We start from the raw sequence: 26,713 nt of genomic DNA on the forward strand, positions 1-26,713 counted from the left end.
GCGGGGTGCGGCACGGTCAACGGGCCCGGCACCGTCGGCGCGCCCCGCGGGTTGTCGGCCATGATCTGCGCCCTCGCCCTCCTCGCGGCCGCTGCCGCCACCGCCGCCCTGGCCGGCCCGGCCCGCGCCGCCGAGCCGCTGGCGCCCCTGGGCGCGCCCGCCGCCGCCTTCCCCAGGCCCGACCGGCCCGTGGCCGAGATCGTCGCGCCGCGCTGGTCCTCGGAGGCCGAGCGCGACAGGGCGGGCGAGTTCGAGCAGGTGGCCGAGGGGATGGGCATCGCGCCCGGCGAGACGGTGGCGGATATCGGCGCCGGCAGCGGCTACTACGCGGTGCGGTTGAGCCCTCGGGTCGGGCCGCGGGGCCGCGTGCTCGCCGAGGACGTGACGCCGTCCTACCTGGCGGCCTTAGAGAAGCGGGTGAAGGCGCTCGGGAACGTCACGGTCGTGCGCGGCGAGCCGCACGACCCGCGCCTGCCCCCGGCCTCGGTGGACGCGGCGATCCTCGTCCACATGTACCACGAGATCACCCAGCCCTTCGGCCTGCTCCACAACCTCGCCGCCGCGATGCGCCCGGGCGCCCGGGTCGGGATCGTCGACGCCGACGCGATCCCGTCGCGGCACGGCACGCCGCCGGCGCTCCTGCGCTGCGAGCTCGCCGCCGCGGGCTACCGGGAGACCGGCTTCCGGCCGCTCGCGGACGGGGCCTACCTGGCAATCTTCGCGGCCCCCGCCCCGGAGGCGCGCCCGCGGCCGGAGACGGTCCGGCCCTGCCGCGACGACTCGACGGCGCGGTAGCGGCACCTCAGGAGCGCCAGCGCAGCTCGCGGCGCTCCAGCGGGTTGACGAACGGGCGCCCGTCGCGGGCCGATTCCAGGGCCTCGCGCTTCAGCCGGAAATACCATTGCGAGGGCAGGTCGCCCTGGCCGAACAGCACCATGGTGGGCTTGCGGTCGAGCCCGTCCTGCGCGTGCTGGAGCACCTGCTGGTCCTGGGTCAGGAACTGCCGCATCAGCGGGCGCGCGACCGGCTTGAGCAGGTTCAGGGCCGGCATGCTCCAGTAGAGGGCGTTGGTGAGCAGCGTCCGGTCCGGCGTCAGCGGCGTCGCGAAGGTGTAGTTCGCCACCCGCTTCTCCCCCGCGCGGATGCGCTCCAGCCGCACGCCGGGCAGGCGGAACTCGATCTCGACCTCGGGGATGCCGCCGAGCAGGCGGTAGACCGGCGAGCTCGTCGTGGTCGCGTGGCTCGTCATCACGAAGCCGTGCGGCACCGGCTGGAAGGTCTTCACCTTCTCGCGGAGCTGCTTCGAGGGCCGGAACCACCACGAATCGTGGACGAAGGCGACGTGCCCGGGATCGACGAGGCTCAGCGTCGTCAAGTCGAAGGAGGCCTCGACCTCCAGCTCGACCACGAGGGATCCGGCGGGCTCGAAATCCAGCGCCGGCACCTCCGGCACCGCGCCGGCGGCCGGGCCGAGATGCGGGTTGACCCAGAGGAAGCCGGCGCTCTCCCGCACGGGGAAGCGCTGCACCTGGATGCGCGAGAAGTCGGCGGCGTCGTGCTCCGACAGGGTCGGGACGTCGCGGCAGCGCCCGTCGGTGCCGAAGCGCCAGCCGTGGAACGGGCACATCAGGGTGTCGCCGTCGAACCGGCCCTTCGACAGGGCCATGCCGCGGTGAGGGCAGCGGTCGCGCAGCGCGAAGGGCGCGCCGTCGGGGGCGCGGCCCAGGACGATCTGCTCGCCGTTCAGCGCCACAGCCCGCAGGGCCGACCGGCCGCCCACCCTGCCGAGGCTCCGGGACTGCCCGACGCAGTACCACGCGTTGCCGAGCGGCTGGCGCATCGCGTCGGGATCGAGCGCGGCCTCGTCGGCGGGGCGCGGCGGGTTGGCGAAGGGCGCGTTCAAGGCGGTTCGGGCAGACCTCGGGGCGCCCGTCATACGCCCGGCCGCCGGGACGGGGAAGCGCCGGGCCGGGGAGGACAAACGGGCGCAGGCGCGGGGCTTCACAAGCCGGGCGCGGCCACCTACCTTCGCCTCACCCGCAACCAACGAAAGGAGGTGATCCAGTGTCTCATTGTCATCAGCCGTGTGTCTCGGCTCATCGGACCTGGACCGTCGCCTCCGGCGCGTCGCTCTAAGACGCGTCAGAGACCCGATCTCGGGACAGTTCCGCCGGACAACACGGTTCGGCAATGGAAGGGCCACCCTCTCGGGTGGCCCTTCGGCGTTTCAGGATCCGGACATGCGGTCGGCGCCGCTCAGCGCCGCTCAGCGCCGCTCAGCGCCGCTCAGCGCCGCTCAGCGCCGCTGGGACTGGAACAGCGGCTGGGCCAGCGCCTCGGTCCGGGCGCGCCACAGGTCGCGCTCCTCGCGCAGGGCGTCGCGCTCGCCGGCCAGGGTCAGCCGCTCGGCCCGCAGGGCGTCCCGCTCGGCGATCGCCCGGTCGCGCTCGGCGCGCAGCTCCTCGCGCTCGGCCCGGAAGCGCTCCCGCTCGCCGCGGAACTCCTCGCGCTCGACGCGGACGTCCTCCTGCTCGGCCCGGAGATCCTCCAGGGAGCCGATCTCGTCGCGGATATGCTCACGGAGCGTCCGGATCTCGTCGGCCAGGATGGTCTGCAGCTCGTCCTGGCGCTCGGCCTCGACGCGGAGCCTGGCCTTCAGCATCAGGTTCTCGGCCATCAGCTCGGCGATGTCGGGATCCTCGGCGGCGGCCCGCGGCGCCTCGGGGGCCGGGACGACGCGGGGCGACCACGCCGTCTCCCCGCCGCGAGGCCGCTTCGCCTCGGGCAGGGTCTCCTCGGGCCGGGCATCGCCGCGGGCCTCGGCCGGCGCCTGGGCCTTCATCGCCGTCAGCCAGTCGCGGAGCGGACCGGTCGCGGGAAAGCTGCCGGACTCGGTCGGCGAGTGAGAGCGGGCGGGTTCCGACATCGGCGGGCGTCCTGATCGAATATGGCCCGAAGACAATCCCAACATGCTTAACGATCGGTAAAAGTTAACACCGATCGGCGGCCCGTTTCGGCACCGCCGCGGCGCCGGGCCGGCCGAAAAATTGACTTTCCGGCCGGCTGCCGCTACGCCCCGGCCTCCCGATCCGTAGCAGATCGACCGATGCCAAGCCGACCGGTCCCGCGAGGCCGGAGGTCAACGCCCGACAGCGCGTCCGCGCCCTCGGGCGCGATGGGCGTTGGCCGATATGCGAGGACGGGATCCGCCGGCCGAGGCACCCGCATGACGCGAGATCAAGAAGCGTTGAAGATCGAGGACGCGATCAACGAGACCTGCCCGTGGTCGGGCAAGCCGATCTCGGCGGACTCGCTGACGCTCTACAACGGCGCCGTGGTGGGCTTCTGCAACCCGGACTGCCGGGACAAGTTCGCCAAGGCTGTGCGCGGCTTCGAGGCCGCCCTCCAGGCGCGCCGCGTCGAGCGCGCCGGGCTCGAGCAGTAACGGCGGGGCGTCAGGAACATGTTCGAAGGCCTGTCCGACCGCCTCTCCGGCATCCTCTCGGGGCTCACCCGTCGCGGTGCCCTGACCGAGGCCGACGTCACCGCCGCCATGCGCGAGGTGCGCCGCGCCCTGCTGGAGGCCGACGTCGCCCTCGAGGTGGTCCGCGGCTTCACCGACCGGGTGAAGGAGAAGGCCGTCGGCGCCGTTGTGCTCAAGTCGGTGACGCCCGGCCAGATGGTCGTGAAGATCGTCAACGACGAGCTCGTGGCGATGCTCGGCACCGACGCCGAGACCGTCGATCTCAACGCCCCCGCCCCGGTGCCGATCCTGATGGTCGGCCTGCAGGGCTCGGGCAAGACCACGACCACCGCCAAGATTGCCCGGCGCCTCTCCGACCGCGAGAAGCGCAAGGTCCTGCTCGCCTCGCTCGACACCCGCCGCCCGGCCGCCATGGAGCAGCTCGCGGTGCTGGCCAAGCAGGTCGGCGTGGAGAGCCTGCCGATCATCGCCGGCCAGTCGGCGGTGCAGATCGCCAAGCGCGCCATGGACGCGGCCCGCCTCGGCGGCTTCGACGTGGTGATGCTCGACACCGCCGGCCGCACCACGGTGGACGAGGGCCTGATGGCCGAGGCCGCCGAGGTGAAGGCCGCGACAAGGCCCCACGAGGTGCTGCTCGTCGCCGACGCGCTCACCGGCCAGGACGCGGTCAACACCGCCCGCGCCTTCGACCAGCGGCTCGGCGTCACCGGCATCGTGCTGACCCGCATGGACGGCGATTCCCGCGGCGGCGCGGCGCTGTCGATGCGCGCCGTCACCGGCAAGCCGATCAAGCTCGTCGGCGTCGGCGAGAAGGTCGACGCGCTGGAGGAGTTCCACCCGGCCCGCGTCGCCAACCGCATCCTCGGCATGGGCGACATCGTCTCGCTCGTCGAGAAGGCCGCCGAGACCATCGACCACGAGCAGGCGCTCCGCACCGCGGAGAAGATGCGCAAGGGCAAGTTCGACCTCGAAGACTTGTCCATGCAGCTCGCCCAGATGGAGAAGATGGGCGGCATCGGCGGCCTGATGGGCATGCTGCCCGGGATGGGCCAGATCAAGAAGCAGGTCGAGGGCGCCAACCTCGACGAGAAGATGTTCAAGCGCCAGCGGGCGATCATCTCTTCGATGACCCCGCAGGAGCGGAAGAACCCCGACCTCCTCAAGAACAGCCGCAAGAAGCGCATCGCGGCGGGCTCGGGGGTCGACGTCTCGGAGATCAACAAGCTCCTGAAGATGCACCGGACCATGGCCGACATGATGAAGGCGATGGGCCAGGGCAAGCGCGGGATCGGGCAGGCGCTCGGCTCCATGTTCGGCCTGGGCGGCGGGATGGGCGGTGGAATGCCCGGTCTCCCGCCCGGCATGCCGGAGCCGACGCCGGAGCAGATCGCGCAGCTCGAGAAGCAGTTCGGCGGCAAGCTGCCGCCGATGCCGCCGGGCCTGGGCGGGGGCGGGATGCCCAAGCTTCCCGGACTTCCGGGCCTCGGCGGTCCGAAGCTGCCGGGTCTCGGTGGGTTCATGCCGGGGAAGAAGAAATGAGCGTGCTCGCGGCCCAGGCCGTCGATCCCGAACTCGCGCGCCTGCGGGACAGCATCGACAATTTCGATGCGGCGCTGATCCACCTCCTCGCCGAGCGTTTCCGCTGCACGCAGCGGGTCGGCGAGCTCAAGGCCCGAAAGGGGATCCCCCCTTCCGATCCGGACCGGGAGGCCCGTCAGGTCGCCCGGCTCCGCAAGCTCGCGGTCGAGGCCAAGCTCGACCCCGACTTCGCCGAGAAGTTTCTGGCCTTCGTGGTCAAGGAAGTCATTCGGCACCACCAGTCGATCAAGGCGGACCACGAGTCCCAGATCGAGCAACAGCGAAAGTAGTCAGACCATGGCCCTCAAGATCCGTCTCACCCGCGGCGGCGCCAAGAAGCGCCCCTACTACCGCATCGTCGTCGCCGACGCCCGCGCCCCGCGCGACGGCCGCTTCATCGACAAGGTCGGCGCCTACGACCCGATGAAGGCCAAGGACGATCCGGCCCGCATCGTGCTCGACAACGAGAAGATCCAGAGCTGGCTCGCCAAGGGCGCGCAGCCGACCGACCGCGTCCTGCGCTTCCTCGACCAGGCCGGCCTCGCCAAGCGCCCGACCCGCAACAACCCGCAGAAGGCCGAGCCGGGCGAGAAGGCCAAGGAGCGCGCCGCCAAGCGCGCCGAGAAGGCCGCCGCTCCCGCCGAGGACGCCGCCGCGTAAGGCGCACCGGTCATGGCGCGCCGCCCCGCAGGTCCCACCTCCCGCGACGGCGGCCGCCGAGGCCGCACGAGCTCGGCGATCGGCAAGATTGCGCCCGACGCGGCGACCTCGCCCAAGGCACCGGCCCCCAGGCCGGCGCCGCTGCCCGTGCCGCCCGATCCGAGCCTCGTCCTGCTGGGCGAGTTCGGGCGGGCGCACGGCCTCAACGGCGAGGTCCGGCTCAAATCCTACACCGGCGATCCGCAGGCGATCGCCGGCTACGGAACCCTTCTGACGGCCGACGGCCGGACGCTGACGCTCGCCGACGTGCGTCCCGCCCCCGGCCCGTCGCCCGACATGCTGATCGCCCGGGTGAAGGGCGTCTCGGGCCGCAGCGCCGCGGAGGCGCTCAACCGCGTGGCGCTGTACGTTCCCCGCGACCGTCTGTCCGCGCCCGAGGACGACGACGAGGTCTACGCCGCCGACCTGATCGGCGCCGCGGCGGTGGACGAGGCCGGGACCCTGATCGGGACGATCGTGGCCGTGCCGAATTACGGCGGCGGCGATCTCCTGGAACTGCGACCGCCGAACGGCGGCGCCACGGCGCTCCTGCCCTTCACGAAGGCCTTCGTGCCGGTCCTCGACGTGGCGCAGCGCCGCGTCACCGTGGCCGCGCCGGAGGACCTGTTCGCGGCGCCGGGCGAGAAGCCCGCCGACGATCCGGGCTAGGGGCGGCCGGCCCGTCGCGCAGGCGGGGCGTCCGGCGTCCGGGCAGTGCCCCGGCCGCGACCGCCCTCAGTGCCCCCCGGCCGGCGCCCCGCCGCCGAGCTTGACACTTTTCAGGCTCAGGGCCAGCGGGACCGCGCAGGCGGCGACGAGGCCGAGCACCCAGAACACGTCGATATAGGCCCAGTAGGCCACCTGCGTGCTGAGCACGCTCCCGATCCACGCCGTCGCCTGGTTCTGGGCCTCGACGCCGGCGTAGCCGTGCTCGGAGAAGTACTGCGTCGCCTGCCGCATGGTCTCCTGGTAGGCTGGCGCGGCCGGGTTGACGCTCTCCACCAGGCGGCTCTGATGGAACTGGCTCCGGTAGGCCAGGATGTTCTGCGCCAGCGAGACGCCCATCGAGCCGCCGACGTTGCGAGCGACGTTGATCAGCGCCGAGGCCTGATCGGTCTGGTCCTTGCGGATCCCCTCGTACGAGGCCGAGGTGATCGACAGGAACACCATCGGCAGGCCGATACCGATATAGACCCGCGACCACGCGAAGAACGCGAAGGTCGTGCTGCCGTCGATCCGCGTCAGGTCGTACATGCCCAGCGCCACGATGGTCATGCCGATGGCGATCAGCCATTTCGGCTGGACGTAGGACGAGACCCGGCCGGTGAGGAACATCATCACCACCGTGACGATGCCGCCCGGGCCGAGGACGAGGCCCGACAGGGTGGCGGTGTAGCCGTAATATTCCTGCGTGATCTGCGGGATGAACTGCGTGGTCGCGATCAGGATCGCTCCGGTGAACATCATCACCAGGAAGCACGAGCCGAACTGCCGGTTGCCGATGAGGCGGAGATCGACGGCCGGGTTCTCGCGGGTCAGCAGCCACGGGATCATGGCGATGAACGAGACGACCATCAGCACGCCGGACACGTTCATCAGCGTCGAGGTGCCGAACCAGTCCTTCCGCTGGCCCTCGTCGAGGATCACCTCCAGCGAGCCGAGGAACAGGGCGACCAGCACGAAGCCGACGATGTCGAAGCGGATGCCCTTGCGCACCAGGGCGCGGCGCTCCTTCTTGGCCGCGTCGCTGTCCTCGATCAGCCAGTACATCAGCCCGAGGGCGATCACGCCCACCGGCCCGTTGATCAGGAAGCACCAGTGCCAGGAGGCGTTGTCGGAGAGCCAGCCGCCCAGCGTCGGGCCGATCACCGGTGCCACCACGATGGCGACCCCGTAGAGCGCGAAGGCCTGGCCGCGCTTCGCCGGCGGGAAGGAATCGGCCAGGATCGACTGCGCGAGCGGTGCCATGCCGCCGCCGCCGAGCCCCTGCATCACCCGGAACAGCAGCAGCGATTCCAGGCTCCAGGCGAAGCCGCACAGGATCGACGAGACGGTGAACAGCGCCACCGACCACATGAAGAACGCCTTGCGGCCGTAGCGCTTGGCCAGGAAGCTCGACGCCGTCAGGGTGATCGCGTTGGCGACGAGATAGCTCGTCACCACCCAGGCGGCCTCATCGGGGCCGACCGCGAGGCCGCCCGAGATGTAGCGCAGGGCCACGTTGGCGATGGTGGTGTCGAGCACCTCCATGAACGTCGCCAGCGCGACCACGCCGGCGATCAGCCACGGATTGTGGCCGCCCGGCGCCTTCCCGGACGCGGCCCTGCCGCCTGCCGCCTTGCCGCCTGCCGCCTTGCCCGCACCCGGCCTACGCCCGGGCGCGGCCGCGCTCCCCCGGCCGGCCACCGCGCTCACCGCACCGTGACGGTCGGGACGATCGACATGCCCGGGCCGATCGACACGTCCGTCGGCCAGGTCTTGACCACGATCTTGACCGGGATGCGCTGGGTCACCTTCACGTAGTTGCCGGTGGCGTTCTGCGCCGGCAGCAGGCTGAAGGCCGTGCCCGAGCCCGGCTGCACCGAGGCCACCGTGCCCTGGATCTTGCGGCCGGGATACGCGTCGATCTCGATGTCGACCGGCTGGCCCGGCCGCATGTCGGTGATCTGCGTCTCCTTGAAGTTCGCCGTCACCCAGATGTCGTCGGGCACGAACATCGCCAGGGTCTGGCCGGCCTGGGCGAGCTGGCCGACGCCGCCGGTGAGCCGCACGACGCGGCCGGCCTGCACGGCGCGGACCGTCGTGTAGCCGAGGTTCAGCTCGGCCTGCTCGACCTGCGCCCGGTCGCGGCCGAGCTGCGCCTGGGTCGAGGCCTTCTGAGCCTGGAGCGAGCCGACCTGCTTCTGCGCGGCGACCACGCTGGCATTGGCGCTCTGGACCGCCGCCTGCCGCTGCTGCAGCGTCGAGGTCGCCGACTGCGACTGCTGGACCGAGCCGGAGCCGCGCTCGGCGAGGTCCTTGTAGCGGGCCGCGTCCTCCTGGGCGAACTTCAGCGCCGCCTCGGCGGTGGCGACCTGCGCCTTGGACACTTCGATGTTGGCGTACTGCGCCTGGATCTGCGCGTCGATGTTCTTGATGCCGGCCTCGTCGGCGGCGACCTGCGCCTTCGCCTGGTCGAGGGCGATGTCGTAGTCGCGCTGGAAGACCTGGAAGAGGATCTGGCCGGCCTCGACGTGCTGGTTGTCGGTGACCGGCACGTCCACGAGGTAGCCGCCGACCTTCGGCTGGATCGAGATGCTGCGCGCGTCGACGAAGGCGTCGTCGGTGCTCTCGTAGGGGTGCATGTAGAGCAGCCAGTAGAAGAACACGCCGACGCAGAGCGCGACGACCGCGAGCCCGCCGAGCAGGAACGCGAGCGGGTGGCGCCGCAGGACGCTCGGGCGCCGCGCCTCGTCCCCGTCGTCGTCGGAATCCGCCGCGTCGTCGCCGGCCTGCCCGTCCTGCGCCTCGGGCGCGCCGTCGGCCTCGTCCGCGCCGGGCTTGCGCGCGGTCTCGCGGTCGGTCTCGAGGTCCGCGGCCGGCGCGGCGCGGTTGAGATCGAGCACGTCGCGCTCGCGCGCGACGGCCCGGCCGTCGGCCGGCCGCGGGCGCGCCTCGTCCTCGGAGAGGTGCCGCTGATCGTCGAACATGGAAAGTCGTCGCCCGATGGGCCGGCCACCCGGGGGTGACCGGGCTTGTCGCATCGCCCGCCTCAGGCAGCAAAAGCCGGCCGCAGGCCCAAGGTTCCACGCGCGGATCAGCCCGCCTAGGAACGCATGCCGCACTGCGGCGTTCTGCGCCCGGAACCTTTGCCGTTCCCGGCCTCAAGGCCCAGGAGTTCGCCATGACCAGCAGCCCATCCCCGACGCCGAACCGCCCCGGTTCCGGCCCCGCGACCACCCCCACCGGCATCCCGCTCGTCGGCGCGGCGCGCCTCGACGCCATGAGTGCGGCCCTGGCGCGGAACTGGTGGCTCGTCGCCCTGCGCGGCGTCATCGCGGTCCTGTTCGGGGCGATCGCGTTCATCGCGCCGGGCGCCTTCGTGCTGTCCCTGGTCCTGTTCTTCGCCGCCTACATGCTCGTCGACGGCGTCGTCGCCGTCGTCGGCGCGGTCCGGGCCGCGCAGCGCCACGAGCGCTGGGGCTTCATGCTGGTCGAGGGCCTCGTCGACATCGTGGTGGGCGTCGCTGCGGTGCTGGTGCCGGCTGCGGCCGTCTGGGCATTCGTGCTGCTGCTCGCCGCGTGGGCGCTGGTCACCGGCGGCCTGATGATCGCCGCCGCCTTCCGCCTGCACCTCCATTACGGGCGCTGGTGGCTGGGCCTCGGCGGCGTGGTGTCGATCCTGTTCGGCCTCGCGCTGCTCATCAACCCGGGCATGTCGGCCCTGGTGCTGACGTGGTGGATCGGCTCCTACACCTTCGCCTTCGGCATCCTCCTGCTGATCCTGGCCTTCAAGCTGCGCGCCCAGCACGGCGCCGTCGGTCCGGGAGCGCCGCTCGGCCGGTGAGCCGGCCGGGACCGGATCGTGCCCCGTGGCCCGATCCACACGGTGGCGGCGCGATCGACGCGCCGCCCGTCCCGCGACCCAACGGCTGCGGGACACCGCGACGGATGCGGCTTAGAAGGCTCGGTCGGCCGGATCGGCCGGTCCCGGAACACGCACCACGATGACGCCCGACGCGCCGGAACGCGCCCCGGCCGACGGGCCGAAACCGCCGAAGCCGGACCCTGCCGCCGACGCCCCGGACCCGCGGCTCGCCGCCCGGGAGGCCGGGCGGGCCGCGCGCGACCTCGCGCGCCATCTCCGGACCCTCCTTGCCGCGGCCGGGCTCGGCCTCGCGCGGACCGGCCGGGCCCTGTCGGCGCGCGCGGCGGAGCGCGCGGCGCGGGCGCGACGGGCACCGGCGGAGCGCCCGCCCGCCGTCGAGGAGACGGACGCGCGCGCCCTGAACCGGCGTTCCCGGCCGATCCTCGGCCGCCGGCACCCGGCCCTGCTCGCCGCCGCCCTGGTGGTCCTGCTGCCGGCCCTGGCGCTGGCGATCTACCTGTTCGCGGCCTTCGTGAGCCTGCCGCGGCTGGGCGGCGCCGTGGTCGAGACCGGCCAGCGGGCGATCACCGTCGAGGCCGACGACGGCCGGGTCTTCGCCACCCGCGGCAGCTTCCGCGGCCAGAAGCTCACCGCGGCCGACCTGCCGCCGCACCTCGCCCAGGCGATCGTAGCGATCGAGGACCGCCGCTTCTACAGCCACTGGGGCATCGACCTGCGCGGCCTCGCCCGGGCGGCGTGGCGCAATCTCCGCGGCGGCGGCGTGCGCGAGGGCGGCTCGACCATCACCCAGCAATATGTCCGCCTGACCTCCCTCAACCAGGAGAAGACGCTCTGGCGGAAGGTGCAGGAAGCCTTCCTGGCGCTGCGGGTCGAGTCGACCATGAGCAAGGACGCGATCCTGCTCGGCTACCTCGACTCCGCGTATTTCGGCGCCGGCGCCTACGGGGCGGACGCGGCGGCGCGGCGCTACTTCGGCAAGCCCGCCAAGGCGCTGAACCTGCCGGAATCGGCGATGCTGGCCGGTCTGGTGCGGGCGCCATCGCAGCTCGCCCCGACCCGCAACCTCGGGGGCGCCAAGGAGCGCGCCGACGTGGTGCTCCAGGCCATGGTCGAGACCGGCGCGATCTCGCAGGCCGAGGCCGACGCCGCGCGCAAGCAGAGCGTGACCCTGAAATCGCCCCCCGAGGCGCCGCCCGGCACCAACTACTTCCTCGACATGATCGCGGGCGACGTGAAGCGCCTCGCCGGCACCGACGGCGACATGACGGTGCGCTCGACCCTCAACCTCGACCTGCAGAGCCTCGCCGAGGGCGTCGTGGCCCGCCGCCTCGACAAGGACGGCGCCCGCCGCAAGGTCGGCCAGGCCGCCATGGTGGTGCTGTCGAAGGAGGGCGCGATCCTCGCCATGGTCGGCGGCCGCGACTACGAGGACAGCCAGTTCAACCGCGCCGTCCAGGCCAAGCGCCAGCCCGGCTCCCTGTTCAAGCTCCTCGCCTACCTGACGGCCTACGAGAAGGGCTACACGCCGGAATCCGTGATGGTCGACCGCCCGGTCCAGATCGGCGACTGGCAGCCCGAGAACGACGACGGCCGCTACCGGGGGCCCGTGCCCCTGCGGACCGCCTTCGCGCTGTCGATCAACACCGTGGCGGCCCAGCTCGGGCAGGATGTCGGCATCCCGGCGGTGATCGCCACCGCCCGCAAGCTCGGGATCCAGTCGGACCTGCCCAACGTGCCGAGCCTCGTCCTCGGCTCGGGCGCCGTGAGCCTCCTGGAGATGACCCGCGCCTACGGCTCGGTCCTGTCCGGGCGCACCCCGCTCCAGTCCTACGGCATCCAGGCGATCCGCGGGGCCGCGCCGCAGCCGCTCTACGTCCGCGCCGACGCGGCCCCGGGCCCGATGCTGGCGCAGGAGCCGCGCACCATGATGCTCGACTCGCTGCAGGCGGTGGTGGAATCCGGCACCGGCCGCGCCGCGCGGGTGCCCGGCCAGATCATCGGCGGCAAGACCGGCACGAGCCAGGATTTCCGCGACGCGTGGTTCGTCGGCATGACCCCCGACCTCGTGGTCGGGATCTGGGTCGGCAACGACGACGACAGCCCGATGAACCGCATGTTCGGCGGCGAGATGCCGGCCGGGATCTTCCACGACTTCGTCCAGCGGGCCGCCGAGAAGCTCGCGAAGGGCAAGGCCCGCCTCTCGGCGGAGCGGGCCGAGCCGGCCCGGGCCGCCGCCGCGCCCGCGGCCGAACCCGTCGCGGCCGGCGAGGTCCGCGGCGTGCCGGAGGTGATCGATACCGGCACCCTCAACCTGCGCGGGCGGGTCGTGCGCCTCCTCGGCGTGGTCGGCGAGCGCGGCCATCTCGCCCGCCAGCTCGCCAGCTACCTGCGCCGCCGCGAGGTGGTCTGCACCGGCCTGTCCGACGGGGCCACGGCCCGCTGCCGCATCGAGGGCGACGACCTCGCCGGGCTGATCCTGGCCGCGGGCGGCGCCCGCGCCTCCGAGGACGCCCCGCCGGACCTCCTGGGCGCGGAGGAGCAGGCGCGCGCCGAGCGGGTCGGGCTGTGGGGCCGGTGAGGCGCTAGCCTGCCCCGAGCTTCGCCAGCGTCCGCGGGTCGGGGACGCCGTCGAAGTAGCGCGCCAGCGCGTCGGCGAAGACCGGCTCGCCCGGCACGGCGCGGGCGAACAGCGTCATGCTGGAGCGGAACTTCAGATCGTCGGGCGAGCCGAAGATCGCGTGGGCCGAGCGCCCGGCGACGGCGTTGACGGCCGCCGTGCAGGCGCGCAGGCGCGCGCCGAGCACCGGGTGCGCCGCGTAGGCCTGCGCCTCCGCGAGAGACCCGATGGCGTAGCGCTGCGCCATCGGGCTCGCGCCGAGCCCGGCGATCTGCGGGAAGATGAACCACATCCAGTGGCTGCGCTTGTCGCCGGCCTGCAACTCCGCCAGGGCGCGCCCGTAGACGCCCTCCTGCGCGGCGACGAAGCGGCCGAGGTCGTAGGTGTCGCTCATGCGCGGCTCCGTTGTTCCGGTCCCGCACCGTCAACCGCGCGGCGCCCGCGGGGATGCAGGCGCGGGTCCGGAGTGCCGCTGACGCCGCGCCGGGATTGGTGTAAGCGCCGCCCATGCTCGCAACGCTCGTCGCCTTCATGGTCGCGAACCCGGCGATGAGCCACGCCCTGACGGCGATCCCCGAGACCGCCGGAATGGCGGCCGTTCTGATCCTGCTGCGCAGTCCCCGACCGGAAGGCGTCGCGGCGCTCGTGGTCTCGACCTACTATTACGGCCGCGAGGCCGGGCAGCGGGAACACGTCCTCAAACACGCGGGCTGGGACGCCGTTCAGGCGCATCTCGGCGCCGAGTTCCTGTACGGCTGGTCCCTGCCGAATCTGCAGCAGTGGGTGGCGCCGACCTGCGCGGCCTGGGCGGTCGCGGCCGCGATCTATCTGGTCCGGTCGCGGATGGCGCGGGCGGCTCCGCCGGGTGCCCGGCTCAGGCGCGGGTGAACGGTCCGTCCGACGGCCCGATCTCGCTCCGGTCTCCGAGGAGCCGCCGGCCCGAGGCGATGATCTGGACCGTCTCGCGGCTGGAGCACTGGCGCCGCGCCAGGGCCTCCAGGTCGCGCAGGTAGTCGATGAGGGGACCACGCTGCTTGTCGGCTCGGCCGATCACCGGCTCGACCTTGGCGGTCACGAGGCCGCCGACCGTGTCCCAGAACTCCGCCGGTTGGATCGCGGCGTCGCCCATCGCAGGCTCGTGCATCCCCGGTCTCCGCTGTGCTCGCACCACTCTTGTCGAGCGTTTCGGCCGCCGGCGCATTGACCCATGTTGAAGACGCTCCTCCGGAGCGCGGGGCTCGCGGCATCGTCATCCGCGCGCCGGGCGATCCGGCGGGGCAGCATCCGGTGCGCCGCCCCATAATGGACCGCGCCACCGCGCGCGTTTCGGATCGACCGCAGGGAGCCCGCATGCCCGCCGACGACGTCCCAACCCGCGATGCCCGCGCACCCGAGCCCGCACGGACGCGCGCGCCCCCGGCCGGGGAGAGCCGCCTCCGCTCGATCGCCAAGGCCGTGAGCTGGCGCGTCGTCGGGAGCCTCGACACACTGCTGCTGTCCTACCTGTTCACCGGCAGCGTGCTGGTCGCCGGCTCGATCGCCTCGACCGAGACCGTGACCAAGACCGTGCTGTACTACCTCCACGAGCGCGGCTGGGGCCTGATTCCCCTCGGTCGCGCCTGAGATCCGTCCGGGAGGCCGCGTTGCCCGCCAGCTCCGCCCCGCCGCCCGGCGGCCTGACATCCTCGAGAGCCCGAACCGGAGAGAGCCGCATGCCGCAGATCACCGTCGGAGGACTCGGCCTCCGCTACCACCTCGCGGGCCCGGAGGACGCCCCGGTCGTCGCTTTCTCGAACTCGCTGGGGGCGACCCTGGAGATGTGGGACGCGCTGGTGCCCGCGCTGACGGGGCGTTACCGGACGCTGCGCTACGACACGCGCGGCCACGGCGGGTCGGAGACGCGCGACCGGCCGGTCGCGATCGCGGATCTGGCCGGCGATCTCGCGGGCCTTCTGGACGCCCTCAGCATCGGACGCGCCCATCTCGTCGGCCTCTCGCTCGGCGGGATGACCGTGCAGGCGCTGGCGAGCGCCGATCCCGGACGCGCGCTCAGCGCCACCCTGATGGCGACGGCGGCCTTCCTGCCGAGCCTGCAGAGCTGGGACGAGCGCGCCGCGACCGTGCGCGCCCAGGGGACGGCGGCCGTGGTCGAGGCGACGCTGGGGCGCTGGTTCACGCCGGGTTTCGCGGAGCGCGCCCCCGAGACGGTGCGGGCTGTCCGCGAGCGATTCCTGGCCTGCGATCCGGCCGGCTACGCGGTGTGCTGCGGGGCGATCGGGCGCATGGATCTCCGTCCGGCGCTCGGAGCCATCACCGCGCCGACCCTGGTGATCGCCGGCCGCGACGATCCCTCGACGCCCCCGGCCATGGCCGAGGAGATCTGCGGCGGCATCGCCCAGGCCGAACTCGTCGTGCTGCCCCGGGCGGCGCACCTGCTCGCCGTCGAGCGCGCCGAGGCGGTCGGCGGCTACCTGCGCGCCTTCCTCGACCGCGCCGCGCCGGGCGCGTAGGCGGGCCGCGGCGGCGCCGTCCCGTCAGTCGCCCGAGCGTCCGGGACCGCGCGCCGCTTCAGTGGCAGGCGATCCCGACATCGGCGGGCGACATCCCGCGCGCCAAGCGCCGCCCGGTCCGCAGCAGCGCCTGCCCGAGCAGCGACACGGTCAGCGCGTCGCCGTCCTGCTCGGCCAGCCGATAGGCCGCGAGCAGGGCGTCGCCGAGATCGCCGAGCGTTGCCGTCGGCTCCGCGTCCGCGCGCTCCGGCCGGCTCTCGGCAATCCGGTCGCGTCCGTCCGCCGCCGCCGCGCCGTGCGGTCCCTCGGTCAGCGCGACCGGTCTCGCGCGGCGTCTCGCGTTGCCGTCGTCCTCTGGTGAGCCGTTCCGCATCGTCTTGGTCCCTCAACCACCTCGAGGGTGCACCTACAGGTTGCGGACCGTCAACTCCCTCCGATCGCGCCCGGCGAGCGGTCGAGCGTCGCAGCCGCGGCGGCGGCCGGACTGGGTGTCGTACTGAGTGTCGGACGGGGTGTCGGACGGGGTGTCGGATGTTCCGCAGGCCGCGGGAGCGGCCGGAGCCCGCAGAACAATCGCCGCGATCCACAACTTTTACGTGCAGATCCCATGGATCGGCCCGTCCGGGCGAAGGTTCAGGGTCGCCATGAACGCAGCAAGGCCCCCGCGGTCAGCACCGCGGAGGCCTCGCTCATCCACGCTCCATCAGGAGCGCGCGGACGGTTTTACTTGATGAGGGCCAGGAGAGCCTTGCCGGCCTTGGAGTTCAGCTCCTTGGCGTCGAGGGTGCCGTCGTTGTCCGGGTCGGCCAGCTTGAAGCGCTCGCCGACGGCCGCGAGGTACTCCTTCTTGTCGAGCGTGCCGTCGCTGTCCGGATCGGCCTGCTTCACGCCGGAGGCGCTCAGGCGGCCCTTCAGCTCCTTGGCGTCGAGGGTGCCGTCGGCGTCCTTCTCGAGACGGTCGAAGGTCGCCGAGGCCACCGCCTCCACTTCCTTCATGTCGACGGTGCCGTCGTTGTCGGTGTCGATCATCTTGACGGCGCTCGCCCCGCTCATCGGCTTGGCGAAAGCGGCCGGAGCGGAGAGGCCGCACACCGCGAGGGTGACCGCCGCGAAGCCACTGATGAAACGTGAGGTCATTGCCAGATGCTCCCGAAATTTAATGCTCGATCTTCCTAGTCTCCGACTCACCGTGCCGCAAGTGCGAAATTCGACCCTGTGGGTTGCGTGCTGTCCCGGGTCGCGCTTCGGAGACGCGGCATAGAAAAAGGGGCCGGCGCGAGCCGACCCCCGAAGAGAGCGCACAATCGCCGGCAGGCGATTCGCGCGGTGATTCAGTATCCGTAGCCGCGTCGCGTCACCGGGCGGTCGTCGTCGAACCGCTGGCGCCGGTAGAGACGATCCTCGTCATAGGCGCGGTCGCGCCGATACTCTTCGCGGCGGAAGTCGCGATCCCGCTGGGCGCGGGAGCGCAGGTCGACACTCGGCCCGTCGGGACCGATATCGATTCGCTGCGCCGCAGCGGGGACGACGCTCGTCAGGGAGGCGGCCAGGACGGCGCCGGCAAGCAGGGTCTTCATGGGACTCTCCTTCGTGCGTTCGGGGTCCAACCCATCCTCGCGCCGATCGTTCCCGATGTTCTCCCGTTCTTCCCGGAGCCGACACAGATCCGGGCTGATCAGGCCAGCGTCGCCAGGTCCTGAAACCAGTGCTGCGCCTGGACGTAGTTCTTCACCCGCGATGACAGAGCGTGCGGATTGGTGTCGTGAACGACCCAGACCTGCACGGCATCGTCCACGACGATTTCGTGGATGCGCGCGAGCAGCCGGTTCTGCTCGGCCACGTCGAGGCTCGCCTTCACCTTGTCGCAGAGGGCGTCGACCTCGGGGTTGCGGTAGTGGCTCCAGTTCACGCCGTTCGGCGCGATCTGCCGCGAATCGTAGAAGCGCAGGATCGCGTAGAACGGGTCGGAGGTGACGTAGGCGATGTTGCCGGCGCTGACGCCCTTGAGGCTCGGATCCGCGGCGCCCTGGCGCCACGCCGTGTAGGCCACCTCCAGCTCCACGGTCTTGAACGCCACCTGGATGCCGATCTCGGCCCAGCTCTGCTGGACGAACTCGTTGATCGGCAGCGACAGCATCTGCCCGGTGCCGCCGGTCGGGATCAGGACCGTGGCCTTCACGGGGTTCTTCACCGAGTAGCCGGCCTCCTCGACGAGCTTGCGCGCCGCCTCGACGTCGGTCCGGATCTTGAAGCCCGGCTTGCCGAACCACGGGCTCGACTCCTGGACCTGACCGACGGCGGGCTGGGCGAGGCCGCCCATCAGCTCGACGACGCCCGCGCGGTCGATGGCGAGGTTGGCGGCCTTGCGCAGGCGCACGTCGCGCCAGGGCGAGCCCTCCACCATCGACAGGTGGTAGTTCCAGACATGGGGCGTCTCGTTGCCCACGACCCGCATGCCGGCGGCCTTCAGGCGCGGCACCGCGTCGGGCGCGGGCGTCTCGATCAGGTCGACGCTGCCGGACAGGAGCGCGTTCACCCGGGCGAGGTCCTCGGGGACGCAGGCGAGGGTCAGCTTCGCGAGCTTCGGGACCCGCTTCGGGTTCCAGTAGCCGATGTTCGGCAGCAGCTCGAGGCGCACCCGCGGCACCAGCTGCCCCATCCGGAACGGCCCGGTCCCCGATGGCTCGAAGGCGAACTTCGCCCAGTCCTTCCCGACCTTCTCGTACTGCGCCGGCGACGAGATCAGGAACCAGAGCATCTGGTAGGGGAACAGGCTGTCGGGCGTCTTGGTGACGACCTGGACGGTCTTGGCGTCGACCTTCCGGTAGCTCGCGACGCCGGGCAGGCGCGGGCGGACCTGGGACGCCTGCCGCTGGTCGAAATGCGGCGCCTCCTTGTTCAGCACCTTGTCGAAGTTCCAGATCACCGCGTCGGCATCGAAGGCCGATCCGTCGTGGAAGGCCACGCCCTCCCGCAGGTGGAAGGTCCAGACCTTGGGGTCGGCCGGGTCGGCCTCCCAGGCGGTGGCGAGGCCGGGCACCATCTTGCCCGGCCGGTCGGCGACGTCGAGTTCCCAGGCGACCAGGGGATCGTAGAGGGTCAGTCCGGTGAACTGGTAGCCACCCGCGCCCCGGTCCGGCTGGCCGGTCGTGAGCGGCAGGTCGGTCATGGAGATGCCGTAGGTCAGGGTGCCGGGGGCCGCGCCCTGCGCGCCGGCGCGGCCCGCCGCCCCGAGCGCCGCCAGGGCGACGCCCCCGGCCATCAGGGATCGGCGTGTCGGCTTGATCGGGTTCATCGTGTCTCTCGGCTGAAGGCGCGGGCGCCGCACGGAACGGCACCTGCCCTCGGGCGCGCGGCGGCGCGGCCCGGGCCTCCACCCCATGCTGCATACAGAATGATGCACGCATCGTGCCCGATGGCCGCCGGCGTCCCCCGGACAGCCCGGGGGTCAGGCCTCCCAGACTTGGCCGGGCCTCAGGGCGACGAAGCGCTCGGCCGGGATGCCGGCCCCGCCGAGGGCCGCCGCCAGCGCCTCGGCGGGGCGCTCGACGCCCTCGTCGGTGAGCTGGAACGTGCCCCAGTGGTGGCCCAGCGCCTGCTCGGCGCCGAGCAGGCCGAAGACCTTCACCGCCTCGGCCGGGTCGACGTGCTGCGCCTGCATGAACCAGCGCGGCTCGTAGGCGCCGATCGGCAGCGTCGCGAGGCGCGGCGGCCCGAACCGCGCCCGCACGTCGGAGAAGAGGGCGCCGTCGCCGAAACCGGTGTCGCCGACATGGTAGTGCACGCCGCGGGGCGAGGTGATCACGAAGGCGCACCACAGCGCCATGCGCCGGTCGTTGACGCCCCGGGCCGACCAGTGGTTCGCGGGCGTCAGGTGGACCTGCAGCCCGTCGCCGAGATCGACCGACTGTCCCCAGTCGCGGGTCTCGACATGCATCGTGTCGTCGTAGCCGCGCAGGATCGTGTCGTTGCCCAGCGGCGCCACGATCAGCGGCTGGTGCGCCTGCCAGAGCCGGGCGAGGCTCGGCCCGTCGAGATGGTCGTAGTGGTTGTGGGTGACCAGGATCGCGTCGATCGGCGGCAGGTCGGCGAAGGCGATGCCCGGCGGGTTGACGCGCTTCGGCCCGGCGAAGCGGACCGGGCTCGCGCGCTTGGCGAAGACCGGGTCGATCAGGATGTTCCGGCCGGCGACCTGCACGAGGTAGCTCGCGTGGCCGATCAGCACGACCCGCAGGCCCTCGACGCGCTCCGGCGGCCGGTCGGCCAGGTAGGGGCTGGGGAAGCTCTTGGGCCAGGGCTCGCGCTGCCGCTTGGCCTGCCAGCGCAGCACGTCGGGGAGCGCCTTGTCGGTGGACTGACCGGGCAGGAAGAACCGCAACCCGTCGAAATGGTCGGAGGTCGGGCCGCGGTAGTACGGGTTCCGGCCGCGCCGGTGCGCGGCGTAGCCGACGCCGCCGAGCGTCATGACCGTGGCCGCACTCGCGACCGTGAGCAGGCTGCGCCGTTTCATGGGTCCGAGATGGCCGGAACCGGGGGCCGGTCAAGCACTGCCGCGGCGCGGCGGGGAGCCTCAGGGCGGTTTCGGCGCCGTCTCAGGGACGTCGCTCAGCGACGTCTGCAGGGACGCATCAGGCGGCCGGAGCGCGCCGGCTCACTCCACCATCTCGGCAGCGAGGGACAGGCGCGCCCGGTAGACCACCTTGCCGACGCCGTCGCGGACGCAGGCCACGTAATCCTGGCGCTCGACCTCCGGCAGCATGTCGCGGGCGATCGCCGACATGATCCGGGTGACCTTGGCGCGGGCCGCCGGAAGGTCCGGCAGGTCGAATCCGACCTCATCGTGGATCGGCTGGGAGCCGTCGTGCAGGTCGATGAAGTAGCGGGGCATCGGCGCCAAGCATCTCTAAGAGAAGTAGTCTGCCGACAGGATTGGTCTTGCTATGGTTAACAGTGCCTTAAAAGCCGGGCTTTGAGGCGGCTCCACGGTCGGGCGAAAGCCGCTTCCGGCCTCGCTGCGCCGCGCCCGACCCGCCCCGGCGTTTCGGGACGCCGCGGGCCGGCGCGGCCCGGCGCGGGAGTCTTCCTCGGCGGCCGCGGCCGGGAGAGCCGCCCGGCCGGCGGATCCGGCGGGTCGATGCTGCGAGCCGGCCCGCTCAGGCGGGCCGGCGCCGCGATCCGGTTCTCACACGCCGTCCGGCGGCAGCGCCTCCGTCACCTCGACGCGGCGGTTGCCGGCCACCGGAACCGTCTCCTCGGTGGCGGCGACGTCGCTCTGAGCCGGCGCCCTGTCGAGCGCCTCGGCGACCGCCGCCACGCCCTGATAGCGGGTCAGCCGCCGGTCGATCATGCCGTCGATCCGGTCGTGCAGCTCGGACACGGTCAGGCTGCGGCGCTTGCCGCCCGTCTTCTCGGTGAACAGGCCGCGATTGGCCCGCGCCGCGGTGCGGAACTCGCGGCCGGCGACCTCGTCGGGCTTCTCGGAGGAGAGCGACAGGAAGCGCCCGGCGCTCGCGGTGCCGAGGAAATGGGCGAGGTACAGCTCGGTCGTGGTGAGCGCGCGCCCGACCCGGGCCTCGATCCGGTCACGGTCGCGCTTGATCAGCTCGGCCGCCATCAGGGCGGCGACGCGCGGGTCGTTGCGCAGGCCGAGCACCCGGGCGCGCATGCTGCCCGTCACGGTGATCGCGGCGCCCCGGCCCTTCACTGCGGCGGCTTCCTCGGCGAGCCCGTAGCGTGCGCCGTAGTCGCGGATCATCTCCAGCCAGGTGCGGGCAACGAACTGGAACAGGCCCTGCGCCGAGGAGGTCGCGGCCTTCGCCGCGGTGTCGAAGCTCGATTCCTTGTCGGCGAGCGCCATCATGTAGACGGGATCGACGCCGGCCTCGTCAGAGGCCTTGACGATCGTGTCGACCACCTTGCGCGGCACGCTGCGCTCGCCGAACTTGACCGCGTCCTGCTCCTGCGTCACCCGCGGCAGGGCCGCGAGGTCGTCCTGAATCAGGGCCGTGGTGGCGGGCTCCTGCTCCGGCAAGGGCAGGCCGTTCCAGGCATCCTTCGCCGGTGCCGGTGCCGGTGCCGGTGCGTCTGCCGATGCCGCGGGCGCCTCGGCGGGAACCGCGGGCTCGAACGCGCGTTGAGCGAGTTCCTGAGCGGCGCGCGGGCTGGTGTCGACCCGGTCGTGGGCCTGGGCAGCCGGCGCGAAGTAGGCGGGCGCGAAGGCGGCCTGCGGCAGGCCGAACCCGGCGACGAGCCCGAGGGCCAGCGTCCCGGAGATCCGGCCGAGGCCGGTGCGGCGAAGTGACCGGCGCCCTGCGTCGCGACCGGCCCGCAGCAGCCACGCCACGGCTTCATCCTCGAAATGCCCCGTGCCGGTCAGGGTCTGCGGCACGAGTCGGTTCACGTCGTCGGCGCAACGCGCCGGCTCCGGGAAAACCCCCATCATCGGTCCTCTTCTAGATCGGTCCTTGCGTCCGCCCGGCTCTGACGGCCGGGTTTTTTCTGGAAGCGGCGGCCCTATCGACGCCGGCCGTGACCAGAATGGGACGGCCCCGTGATCCAAGCGTGGCACGGTCAAGGAAGGGTTAACCCTCCCGCTTAGGGTCCCGTTAACGCCGCCGACCGGCGGCCGACCGGCCGCGCGCGGGACGACGGCGGGGCGATGTTGTCGCATTCGGGTTGGAACGGAGCACCGCCGAGCCAGTTAGGTACGGCCCCGGGGGGGTGAATTTCCGTCCCAGGACGGACCCTTCAAGACGCCACCCGCGTCCGCACAAGGACATTAGTTTCCGATGAGCATGCAGTCCGGTCGCCGCGTCGGTGTCGCCTTCGTTGGCATGGGAGGCGCCGTCGCCACCACCGCCATCGCCGGCATCGAGATGATCAAATCCGGCTCCAACCGTCTCGACGGGCTGCCGCTCGCCGGTCTCTCCGTGGCCGGCATGGCCGACTACAAGGACCTCGTCTTCGGGGGCTGGGACCTGAACGGCGACGACCTCGCCTCCGCGGCGAGCGGGCACGGCGTGCTCTCGAAGGACGACATCGAGAACGGCGCCCAGGTCCTGAAGGGCATCACGCCCTGGCCGGCGGTCGGCAGCGCGAAGTTCTGCAAGAACATCGACGGTCAGAACCGGATCGTCGCCAAGGACCACCGCGAGGCGGTCTCGGTGATCGCCAACGATCTCCGCCGCTTCCAGAAGGAGAGCAACCTCGACGACGTGGTCGTGGTGAACCTCGCCTCCACGGAGCGCTGGCCCGACCTCAACGACCCGACCCTGAACTCCACCGCCGCCTTCGAGAAGGGCCTGGATTCGAGCGACGAGGCGATCTCGCCGGCGATGCTCTACGCCTACGCGGCGATCAAGAGCGGCATCCCCTACGCCAACTTCACCCCGAGCGTCGCCGCCGACGTCCCGGCGCTCCTCGACCTCGCCAAGGAGCTGAACGTCCCGGTGGCCGGCAAGGACGGCAAGACCGGTCAGACCATGATGAAGACGGTGCTGGCCCCCGCCTTCAAGGCGCGCGCCCTCCACGTCGACGGCTGGTTCTCGACCAACATCCTTGGCAACCGCGACGGCCTCGCCCTGAACGATCCGAACTCGCTGCAGTCGAAGCTCAACACCAAGGGCACGGTGCTCGACTCGATCCTCGGCTACCCTGTCGAGGACCACCTCGTACACATCCACTATTACCGCCCGCGCGGCGACGACAAGGAGGCCTGGGACAACATCGACGTCACCGGCTTCATGGGCCAGCGGATGCAGATCAAGGTGAACTTCCTCTGCAAGGACTCGATCCTGGCCGCGCCGCTCGTCATCGAGATCGCCCGCGTCCTCGATCTCGCGAGCAAGCGCGGCGACGGCGGCGTGCAGGAGCAGCTCTCGACCTTCTTCAAGGCGCCGATGGTCAAGAACGGCCACGGTCCGGAGCACGCCTTCGGCAAGCAGGAGCAGATGCTCCGCGACTGGCTGGGCGTGCACTAGGCTTCGTCAGAACCAGGGGGCGGCTTTTCGGAACGAGACGATGCCAAGCGAGACTGAGCCGCCCCGTTCCGGCGCCGCCGCGCCGGAAGCGCTGCGCGACCTTCTGGTCGAGATGAACGACCTCAAGCGCGTCCGCTCCGCGGGCCGTACGGGCTCGATCGCCGAGCGGCTGTTCGCGCAGGGCTGGGGGCTGCTGACCGGCGGCGCCGCGCCGGACGACGTCGCCCTCGACATCGCGGCCGTCACGCTGGCCGCGACGCGCCTCTGCGACCTCGACGCGGCCTTCCTGACCGCGGCGGGGCTCTCGGATGAGGCCGCCTCCGCGGTGCTCGTGGCGGGGTTCGACGCCGTTACCGGAGAGCTCGATCCGGACCTCCGCGACCGCCTGCGCGCGCGGCTCGCGCCGCGTCCGGCCGGCCGGCCCGGGCCGCTGCCGGGCTTCGTCGGCGCCCTGGCGCAGCAGCCGCGGGCGGGCGTCACCTGCCCCAGCCGCGCCCGGATCCTGCTGGAGCCGCCGGAGAACCACGCCGAGCACTGCCTGATCGTGGCGGTCTACGGGGTCTGCCTCAGCCCGTTCTACCGGGCCGATCCCGGCACCGTGTTCCTGGCCGCGATGGCCCACCACTTCCACAACGCCGCCATGCCGGATGCCGGCTTCACCGGCGAGATGCTGCTCGGCGACCATCTCGGCCCGATCATGGCCACCACCACCGCGTGGGCCCTCGCCGAGCTCGACGCGCCCCTGCGAGCCCAGGTCGAGCGCGCCCGGGCGGTGCTGCCCGACGACGCCACCGCCGAGGGCCGCGCCTTCCACGCGGCCGACTGCATCGACCGCGTCCTCCAGATCGCCCAGCACCTGCGCGGGGCCTCGACCACGATGGGGATGGTGCTCGACGAGTGGGAGCTGGTCCATGCCGGCCCGGTGAAGGGCTTCCACGATCGTGTCCTCGCCGACATGCGCATCCCTTGATCGCCGGACCCGGTCGCCCATCTGCCCGGGCGGCCCCGAGAACCATGATCCCGTTCGAACTCAGATCGCCGGACACCGGCAACCCGCTGAAGGCCGATGGCCCGCACGCCCTGCGCGACGCGGAGACCGGCGCGCGCTGGCCCGTGATCGACGGCATCCCGTACCTGCGGATCAACCGCGCGGCCCTGGTCGAGCGGGTGCTCGCCCATCTCGACGCCGGCGAGCCCGACGAGGCGCTGGCCGCGCTGCTGGTCGATCAGGACGATTGGTGGAACGGGCCGCCGGCCGATCCCGCCGGGATCATCCGCCTGATCAAGACGCGCCGCGAGGCGACCCTCCGCGACGCGGTCGAGCTCCTCGGCTGGGGCCGCGTCGGCGACTACTTCCTGCACCGCTGGAGCGACCCGACCTTCCTGGCCGGCCTGTCGCTGCTGGAGGCGCACTGGAACGAGCCGGTCTGCGTCTTCGAGTTCGCCTGCGGCATCGGCCACTACCTGCGCGAGCTGCAGCGGCGCGGCTGCAAGGTCGCCGGCGCCGACGTAGTCTTCGCCAAGCTCTGGGTCGCGCGCCACTGGGTCGTGGCCGAGAAGGCGCAGCTCGTCTGCTTCGACGCCGGCTCGCCCCACTGGCCGATCCCTGGGGCGCCGGTCGACCTCGTCGTCTGCAACGACGCCTTCTACTTCCTCGACGACAAGGCGGCGCTCCTCGAGAACCTCCGCCAGAACGCCGGCGACGACGGCTGGCTGGCGCTGAGCCACATCCACAACCGCGACTGCCCGGGCTTCGCGGCCGGACGCGCGGTGACGGCCGAGGAGATCGCCGAGTTCTTCCCCGACGCCCTGGTCTACGACGACGCGGAGCTGACCCGGGCGCTGGTCGAGGCGCGGGCGCCGGGCCCGCAGGACCCCGCCGCCCTGCGGAGCTGCGAGGCGTTCTCGGTGGTGTGCGGTCCCGGGATGCGACCGGCGCCGCGCGCCCTGCTCGACGGCCTCACCCTGCCGAAGCCCGGCACCGTGCTGCGGCTCAACCCGCTCTACGTGCCCGAGGGCGGCGGTTACGTCATCCGCTGGCCCTCGGAGCGCTACGAGGCGGAGTATGCCCCCCGCGCCACGTACCCGCTGCACTCCCCGGGACCGGAGTCGCTGACCTTCGACGAAAGCCTCGATGCGTCGGAAACGCAGCGCGTGCGCGTGCGCGAGTTCGTCGACCTGCCGGAGCGGTGGTGATGGACGCGGTCGGCTGGGGCATCGTCGGTTACGGCTGGGTCGCCCGCGACTACATGGAGCCCGGCATCCGCGCGGCCGGACACCGGCTGGTGGCGGTCAGCGATCCGAACCCGGAGAGCCGCGCGGCCGCCGAGCGGGCCGGTGCCAGCGTCCACGCCGATCTCGCCGGCCTGATCGCCGAGCCCGCGGTCGAGGCGGTCTACGTGGCGACGCCGAACCACCTGCACCGCGGCGCCGTCGAGGCGCTGGCCGCTGCCGGCAAGGCGATCCTGTGCGAGAAGCCCATGGCGGCGACGCTGGCGGATGCCGAAGCCATCGCGCACGCCGTCGACTCCCAGAAGATCTTCTACGGGACGGCCTTCGACCAGCGGCACCACCCGGCCCACCGGACGATCCGCGCGCAGGTCGAGGCCGGCCGGCTCGGCACCGTGACGACCGTACGGATCGTCTACGCCTGCTGGCTCGGTCGCGACTGGTCGGAGGCCGGGCAGCCCAATTGGCGGATCGACGCCGCCCAGGCCGGCGGCGGCGCCCTGATGGACCTCGCTCCGCACGGGCTCGATCTCGTGGACTACCTGCTCGGCGAGCCGATCGCCGACCTCGCGGCCCTCACCCAGACCAAGGCCCAGGATTACGCCGTCGACGACGGCGCCCTGCTGATCGGGCGCACGCGGAGCGGCGCACTGGCGAGCCTGCACGTCGCCTACAATTGCCCCGACGCGCTGCCCCGCCGCCGCCTGGAGGTGGTCGGCACGAAGGGTCTGCTCGTCGCCGAGAACACGATGGGCCAGACGGCCGGCGGCTCGCTGACCTTCGTCGACGGCGCCAGCGGGCGCGGGGAACCGCTCGCCTTCGACGCCGACAGCTCGCCCTTCACCGAGCAGGTGCGCGCCTTCGGCTCGGCCCTGCGCCGGCCCGAGGAGCGGGCCGCGTACGCGGCGTCCCGGGACCTTCACACGATGCGGCTCGTCGCCCGCGCCTACGGGCAGGGGTAGCGGACACAGGATACGCAGCCACGGAACCACACCCCGGCATCTCCCACCCACGCCCTCATCCTGAGGT

Annotated in this window: 28 protein-coding genes; 15 read left to right on the top strand and 13 right to left on the bottom strand. The window is 72.3% G+C overall.

Annotated elements, in window-relative coordinates:
- Positions 1-60: 60 nt before the first annotated feature.
- Positions 61-795 (top strand): methyltransferase domain-containing protein, encoded by a 735-nt coding sequence (locus C4T42_RS07835; RefSeq protein WP_020092612.1) that lies wholly within the window; start codon positions 61-63, stop codon positions 793-795.
- A gap of 7 nt (positions 796-802) precedes the next feature.
- Here the strand turns inward: C4T42_RS07835 and C4T42_RS07840 are convergent, their stop codons facing one another.
- On the bottom strand, positions 803-1,936 hold the full coding sequence (locus C4T42_RS07840; protein ID WP_051123736.1) for an aromatic ring-hydroxylating dioxygenase subunit alpha: 1,134 nt from the start codon (positions 1,934-1,936) through the stop codon (positions 803-805).
- Positions 1,937-2,296: 360 nt separating this feature from the next.
- Entirely contained in the window at positions 2,297-2,926 is a 630-nt protein-coding gene (locus C4T42_RS07845; protein WP_020092610.1) for a hypothetical protein, read from the bottom strand.
- A 300-nt stretch (positions 2,927-3,226) separates the two neighbouring features.
- Here C4T42_RS07845 and C4T42_RS07850 point away from each other — a divergent pair, with 300 nt between their 5' ends.
- From C4T42_RS07850 to rimM, 5 genes are read left to right on the top strand one after another with little or no spacing between them, the layout of a single operon-like run.
- Positions 3,227-3,445 (top strand): glutathione S-transferase, encoded by a 219-nt coding sequence (locus C4T42_RS07850; RefSeq protein ID WP_026604841.1) that lies wholly within the window; start codon positions 3,227-3,229, stop codon positions 3,443-3,445.
- A gap of 18 nt (positions 3,446-3,463) precedes the next feature.
- On the top strand, positions 3,464-5,023 hold the full coding sequence (gene ffh, locus C4T42_RS07855) for a signal recognition particle protein (protein WP_042675612.1): 1,560 nt from the start codon (positions 3,464-3,466) through the stop codon (positions 5,021-5,023).
- On the top strand, positions 5,020-5,352 hold the full coding sequence (locus C4T42_RS07860; protein ID WP_012320554.1) for a chorismate mutase: 333 nt from the start codon (positions 5,020-5,022) through the stop codon (positions 5,350-5,352). Before ffh ends, C4T42_RS07860 begins: the two co-directional genes overlap by 4 nt.
- A 7-nt stretch (positions 5,353-5,359) precedes the next feature.
- On the top strand, positions 5,360-5,722 hold the full coding sequence (gene rpsP, locus C4T42_RS07865) for a 30S ribosomal protein S16 (RefSeq protein WP_020092607.1): 363 nt from the start codon (positions 5,360-5,362) through the stop codon (positions 5,720-5,722).
- A 12-nt stretch (positions 5,723-5,734) separates the two neighbouring features.
- On the top strand, positions 5,735-6,430 hold the full coding sequence (gene rimM, locus C4T42_RS07870) for a ribosome maturation factor RimM (protein ID WP_020092606.1): 696 nt from the start codon (positions 5,735-5,737) through the stop codon (positions 6,428-6,430).
- A 66-nt stretch (positions 6,431-6,496) separates the two neighbouring features.
- Here rimM and C4T42_RS07875 read toward each other — a convergent pair whose 3' ends face one another.
- Complete coding sequence (locus C4T42_RS07875; protein ID WP_103984984.1) at positions 6,497-8,167, bottom strand: DHA2 family efflux MFS transporter permease subunit; 1,671 nt, start codon at positions 8,165-8,167, stop codon at positions 6,497-6,499.
- A 5-nt stretch (positions 8,168-8,172) separates the two neighbouring features.
- Complete coding sequence (locus tag C4T42_RS07880) at positions 8,173-9,450, bottom strand: HlyD family secretion protein (RefSeq protein WP_020092604.1); 1,278 nt, start codon at positions 9,448-9,450, stop codon at positions 8,173-8,175.
- 194 nt (positions 9,451-9,644) lie between these two features.
- Here C4T42_RS07880 and C4T42_RS07885 point away from each other — a divergent pair, with 194 nt between their 5' ends.
- Together C4T42_RS07885 and C4T42_RS07890 are read left to right on the top strand one after the other, a co-directional pair.
- Entirely contained in the window at positions 9,645-10,307 is a 663-nt protein-coding gene (locus C4T42_RS07885; RefSeq protein ID WP_020092603.1) for a DUF308 domain-containing protein, read from the top strand.
- A 160-nt stretch (positions 10,308-10,467) separates the two neighbouring features.
- The gene (locus C4T42_RS07890) at positions 10,468-12,927 is read left to right on the top strand and encodes a PBP1A family penicillin-binding protein (RefSeq protein ID WP_103984968.1); all 2,460 of its coding nucleotides are present in this window, start codon (positions 10,468-10,470) and stop codon (positions 12,925-12,927) included.
- A 4-nt stretch (positions 12,928-12,931) separates the two neighbouring features.
- Here the strand turns inward: C4T42_RS07890 and C4T42_RS07895 are convergent, their stop codons facing one another.
- A complete protein-coding gene (locus tag C4T42_RS07895; RefSeq protein ID WP_020092601.1) occupies positions 12,932-13,360 on the bottom strand; it encodes a DUF1810 domain-containing protein in 429 nt (142 codons plus the stop codon).
- Positions 13,361-13,473: 113 nt separating this feature from the next.
- Between C4T42_RS07895 and C4T42_RS07900 the strand changes: the two genes are divergently transcribed.
- Complete coding sequence (locus tag C4T42_RS07900) at positions 13,474-13,854, top strand: hypothetical protein (protein WP_020092600.1); 381 nt, start codon at positions 13,474-13,476, stop codon at positions 13,852-13,854.
- Here C4T42_RS07900 and C4T42_RS07905 read toward each other — a convergent pair.
- On the bottom strand, positions 13,841-14,110 hold the full coding sequence (locus C4T42_RS07905; protein WP_026604840.1) for a hypothetical protein: 270 nt from the start codon (positions 14,108-14,110) through the stop codon (positions 13,841-13,843). The two genes, C4T42_RS07900 and C4T42_RS07905, sit on opposite strands and share 14 nt — an antisense overlap.
- Positions 14,111-14,316: 206 nt before the next feature.
- On the opposite strand from C4T42_RS07905, the gene C4T42_RS07910 reads away from it, so the two are divergent.
- Positions 14,317-14,589, top strand: coding sequence for a DUF2061 domain-containing protein (locus tag C4T42_RS07910; protein WP_020092598.1), 273 nt, complete (start codon positions 14,317-14,319; stop codon positions 14,587-14,589).
- An 89-nt stretch (positions 14,590-14,678) separates the two neighbouring features.
- Positions 14,679-15,476 carry a 3-oxoadipate enol-lactonase gene (pcaD, locus tag C4T42_RS07915; RefSeq protein ID WP_020092597.1) on the top strand — a complete coding sequence of 266 codons (798 nt, stop codon included), beginning with the start codon at positions 14,679-14,681 and terminating at the stop codon, positions 15,474-15,476.
- A 58-nt stretch (positions 15,477-15,534) separates the two neighbouring features.
- On the opposite strand, the gene C4T42_RS07920 is transcribed toward pcaD, so the two are convergent.
- The 7 genes from C4T42_RS07920 to C4T42_RS07950 all read right to left on the bottom strand — a co-directional run bounded on the left by C4T42_RS07920 (position 15,535) and on the right by C4T42_RS07950 (position 21,915).
- The gene (locus tag C4T42_RS07920) at positions 15,535-15,849 is read right to left on the bottom strand and encodes a hypothetical protein (RefSeq protein ID WP_020092596.1); all 315 of its coding nucleotides are present in this window, start codon (positions 15,847-15,849) and stop codon (positions 15,535-15,537) included.
- A gap of 350 nt (positions 15,850-16,199) precedes the next feature.
- The gene (locus C4T42_RS07925; protein ID WP_042675620.1) at positions 16,200-16,613 is read right to left on the bottom strand and encodes a histidine kinase; all 414 of its coding nucleotides are present in this window, start codon (positions 16,611-16,613) and stop codon (positions 16,200-16,202) included.
- A 194-nt stretch (positions 16,614-16,807) separates the two neighbouring features.
- Positions 16,808-17,053, bottom strand: a complete 246-nt coding sequence (locus C4T42_RS07930; RefSeq protein ID WP_042675621.1) for a hypothetical protein — start codon at positions 17,051-17,053, stop codon at positions 16,808-16,810.
- Positions 17,054-17,151: 98 nt separating this feature from the next.
- Entirely contained in the window at positions 17,152-18,771 is a 1,620-nt protein-coding gene (locus C4T42_RS07935) for an ABC transporter substrate-binding protein (RefSeq protein WP_042675622.1), read from the bottom strand.
- A gap of 153 nt (positions 18,772-18,924) precedes the next feature.
- Positions 18,925-19,986, bottom strand: a complete 1,062-nt coding sequence (locus tag C4T42_RS07940; protein ID WP_103984969.1) for an MBL fold metallo-hydrolase — start codon at positions 19,984-19,986, stop codon at positions 18,925-18,927.
- A 141-nt stretch (positions 19,987-20,127) separates the two neighbouring features.
- Positions 20,128-20,364: a hypothetical protein gene (locus C4T42_RS07945; protein ID WP_020092591.1), complete on the bottom strand. Its 237-nt coding sequence runs from the start codon at positions 20,362-20,364 to the stop codon at positions 20,128-20,130.
- A gap of 294 nt (positions 20,365-20,658) precedes the next feature.
- On the bottom strand, positions 20,659-21,915 hold the full coding sequence (locus tag C4T42_RS07950) for a transglycosylase SLT domain-containing protein (protein ID WP_103984985.1): 1,257 nt from the start codon (positions 21,913-21,915) through the stop codon (positions 20,659-20,661).
- A 349-nt stretch (positions 21,916-22,264) separates the two neighbouring features.
- Here C4T42_RS07950 and C4T42_RS07955 point away from each other — a divergent pair, with 349 nt between their 5' ends.
- The 4 genes from C4T42_RS07955 to C4T42_RS07970 are packed head-to-tail and all read left to right on the top strand — an operon-like array spanning position 22,265 to position 26,646.
- Positions 22,265-23,455 carry an inositol-3-phosphate synthase gene (locus C4T42_RS07955; protein ID WP_020092589.1) on the top strand — a complete coding sequence of 397 codons (1,191 nt, stop codon included), beginning with the start codon at positions 22,265-22,267 and terminating at the stop codon, positions 23,453-23,455.
- Positions 23,456-23,495: 40 nt separating this feature from the next.
- A complete protein-coding gene (locus tag C4T42_RS07960; RefSeq protein ID WP_020092588.1) occupies positions 23,496-24,425 on the top strand; it encodes a hypothetical protein in 930 nt (309 codons plus the stop codon).
- Positions 24,426-24,469: 44 nt separating this feature from the next.
- Positions 24,470-25,651: a methyltransferase domain-containing protein gene (locus C4T42_RS07965; RefSeq protein ID WP_103984970.1), complete on the top strand. Its 1,182-nt coding sequence runs from the start codon at positions 24,470-24,472 to the stop codon at positions 25,649-25,651.
- On the top strand, positions 25,651-26,646 hold the full coding sequence (locus C4T42_RS07970; protein ID WP_020092586.1) for a Gfo/Idh/MocA family oxidoreductase: 996 nt from the start codon (positions 25,651-25,653) through the stop codon (positions 26,644-26,646). Before C4T42_RS07965 ends, C4T42_RS07970 begins: the two co-directional genes overlap by 1 nt.
- The last annotated feature ends 67 nt before the right edge of the window (positions 26,647-26,713 follow it).

Origin of the sequence: Methylobacterium sp. 190mf (genome assembly GCF_900107945.1) — a bacterium.
GTDB lineage: Bacteria > Pseudomonadota > Alphaproteobacteria > Rhizobiales > Beijerinckiaceae > Methylobacterium.